Origin of the sequence: Streptomyces sparsogenes, assembly GCF_001704635.1 — a bacterium.
GTDB lineage: Bacteria > Actinomycetota > Actinomycetes > Streptomycetales > Streptomycetaceae > Streptomyces > Streptomyces sparsogenes.
On the sequence record NZ_MAXF01000212.1, the window covers coordinates 1 to 3,122 of the forward strand.

Genomic DNA, 3,122 nt, shown 5'->3' on the forward strand with positions numbered 1-3,122 from the left:
GGCCGCCAGCGCGGCCAGCCCCGCCCGCAGCGTTTCGGTGTCCCGGCCCGTGATCACCGCACGCTGGTCGAGCACCGCACGCGATGTGACCAGCGACCAGCCCACCGCCCCGGGATCGCCGTCAGCGGTCGCGTCGAGCAGCCGCCGGGCCTGGTCGCGCAGCGCGGCCTCACCGCGCGCCGACACCACCCACGGCGTGAGCCGGTCTCCGGGCCGCTCACCACCGGTGGCGGCGGGCGGCTGGGCGGCCTCCTCCAGAATCACATGGGCGTTGGTGCCGGAGATGCCGAACGAGGACACGCCGGCCCGGCGCGGATGCTCCCCCCGCGTCCACTCGACCGGCTCGGTGAGCAGCCGCACCGTGCCCGTGCCCCAGTCCACATGCGAGGTGGGCTCGTCCACGTGGAGGGTGGCGGGCAGTCGGCCGTGCCGCAGGGCCATCACCATCTTGATCACGCCCGCCACGCCCGCCGCCGCGTGGGTGTGGCCGATGTTCGACTTGATCGAGCCCAGCCACAGCGGCCGGTCCGCGGGGCGGTCCTGGCCGTAGGTGGCCAGCAGCGCCTGCGCCTCGATGGGGTCACCGAGGGTGGTTCCGGTGCCGTGTGCCTCGACCGCGTCCACCTGGTCGGCGGAGAGCCGGGCGTTGGCCAGCGCCTGCCGGATGACGCGCTCCTGCGCGGCGTCGTTGGGCGCGGACAGCCCGTTGCTGGCGCCGTCCTGGTTGACCGCCGAGCCGCGCAGCACGGCGAGGACACGATGCCCGTGGCGCTGGGCGTCCGACAGCCGCTCCAGCAGCACCAGGCCCACGCCCTCGGAGAAGCCGGTGCCGTCCGCGGCCGCGGCGAACGGCTTGCAGCGGGCGTCCGGCGCGAACCCCCGCTGCCGGGAGAACTCCACATACGCGGTGGGCGTGCTGAACACGGTCACGCCACCGGCCAGGGCCAGGTCGCACTCGCCCTGCCGCAGCGCCTGCCCGGCCAGGTGCATCGCCACCAGCGACGCGGAGCACGCGGTGTCCAGCGTGACCGCCGGTCCCTCCAGGCCCAGGGTGTATGCCACCCGGCCGGATATCACGCTCATGAGTCCGCCCGTGGCCGTATAGCCCTCGAAGCCCTCGGGAATGCGCGGTATCCGTGAGAGATAGTCCTGGCTCGACACCCCCGTGTAGACGCCGGTGAGGGTGCCTTTGAGGCTGTGGGGGTCGATGTGGGCGCGTTCGAGGAGTTCCCAGGCGGTCTCCAGGAGCACTCGCTGCTGGGGGTCCATGGCGAGGGCTTCGCGGGGGCTGATGTTGAAGAAGGAGGCGTCGAACCGCTCGGCGTCGTGGAGGAAGCCGCCTTCCCGGACGTAGCTGGTGCCGTAGTGGTCGGGGTCCGGGTGGAACAGGCCGTCCAGGTCCCAGCCGCGGTTGGTGGGGAAGGGGCCGATCGCGTCGGTGCCGGTGGCGACGAGGTCCCACAGGGCCTCCGGGGAACCGACCCCGCCGGGGTAGCGGCAGGCCATGGCGGTGATGGCGATGGGCTCCTGGTGGCGTTCTTCCGCTTCGCGCAGGCGTTGCCTGGCCTGGCCGAGGTCGAGGGTGACGCGTTTGAGGTACTGGCGCAGTTTGTCTTCAGTGGTTGACATCGGCTTCTCCCTCGCGGACTTCTCCCTCGTGGACTTCTTCCTCGCGGCCGGTCAGGACGAGCCCAGTTGCTGGTCGATGAGCGCGAACATCTCGTCGTCCGAGGCGGACTCCAGCGCCTCGCCGTCGACGGTGTGATCGACCGCGGCGGTCTCGTCACCGAGCCGCCACAAGAGGGTCTGCAACCGCTTGACGAGCCGGGCACTGGTCTCGCCCTCCGGCTTCGACTCGCCCACCGCCGCCTCGAGCCGCTCCAGCTCCCGCAGCACGGGCTGCGCGGCGTCATCCCCCGCCGGGCACAGCTCGCCCCGCAGGTGCTCGGCCATGGCGGTGGGTGTCGGATGGCGGAACACCGACGCCGCGGACAACCGCAGGCCCGTCACCGTGGTGAGCCGGTTGCGCAGCTCGACCGCCGTCAGCGAGTCGAATCCGAGATCCTTGAAGGGGGTGTTCGCCGACACCGTGGCGACATCCGTGTGCCCCAGCACGGTGGCCGCGTGGGTCCGGACGAGATCGAGCAGGAGCGCGAGCTGTCCGGCGGGGGCCATCGACGCCAGCCGGCCGGGCAGGTCGGTCACGGGAGCCGCCGCGCTCCGCCGCGCGGCCCGGGGGCCGGTGCCAGTGAGCGAGCGGACCACCGGCGGCAGCGCTTCGCTGGGCTGGGCGGACAGGTTCGCCAGGTCGAGCCGGGCGGCGAGCACCCGCCCCGCACCGACCCCGTGCGCCGCGTCGAACAGCGCCAGGGCGTGCTCCGAGGGCAGCGGTGCCATCCCCGACCGGCTCATCCTCGCGTGGTCGATCTCGGTGAGTCCGCCGGTCATGCCGCTGGTCGCCGCCCACAGGCCCCAGGCGATGGAGGTGGCCGGCACTCCGGCGTGCCGGAGCCGGGTGGCGAGCGCGTCGCAATAGGCGTTGGCGGCGGCGTAGTTGGCCTGCCCGGGGCTGCCCAACGTACCGGCGGCGGAGGAGAAGATCACGAACATGGCCGGTGAGAGGTGCCGGGTGGCCCGGTGGAGGTGGGCCGCGGCCGTCGCCTTGGCGGCCCAGACGCGGTGGAGACTGTCGGGCGTCTGGGAGGTGATCACGGCGTCGTCCAGGACCCCGGCCGCGTGGATGACGGCGGTGAGGGGGTGGTGGGGGTCGATGGTGTCGAGGGCGTGTTGGAGGGCTTCCGGGTCGGTGGTGTCGGTGGCGGTGATGTGGACGGTGGCGCCCAGTTGGGTGAGGCGGGTTTTCAGGTCGGTGGCGCCGGGGGCGTGGGGGCCGCGGCGGCTGAGGAGGTGGAGGTGGGTGATGTGGTGGGTGGTGATGAGGTGTTCGGCGATGAGGGCGCCGAGGGTGCCGGTGCCGCCGGTGATCAGGGCGGTGCCGTGGGGGTTGAGGGTTGGGGGGATGTCGAGGACGAGTTTGCCGGTGTGTTTGGCCTGGCTCATGTGGCGCAGTGCTTGTCGGGCCTTGGCCAGTGGCCATGCCTGGACCGGGGGCGGGGTGAGGA

At 72.8% G+C, this 3,122-nt stretch carries 2 protein-coding genes; both read right to left on the bottom strand.

What is annotated here, in order from left to right; genetic code table 11:
- A partial coding sequence (locus tag BBH68_RS36765) for a type I polyketide synthase (RefSeq protein WP_218029735.1) occupies positions 1 to 1,629 on the bottom strand: 1,629 nt, incomplete at its 3' end.
- A 51-nt stretch (positions 1,630 to 1,680) separates the two neighbouring features.
- Positions 1,681 to 3,122, bottom strand: a 1,442-nt coding sequence (locus BBH68_RS36770) for a type I polyketide synthase (protein WP_141713145.1), incomplete at its 5' end; no start/stop codon positions are given.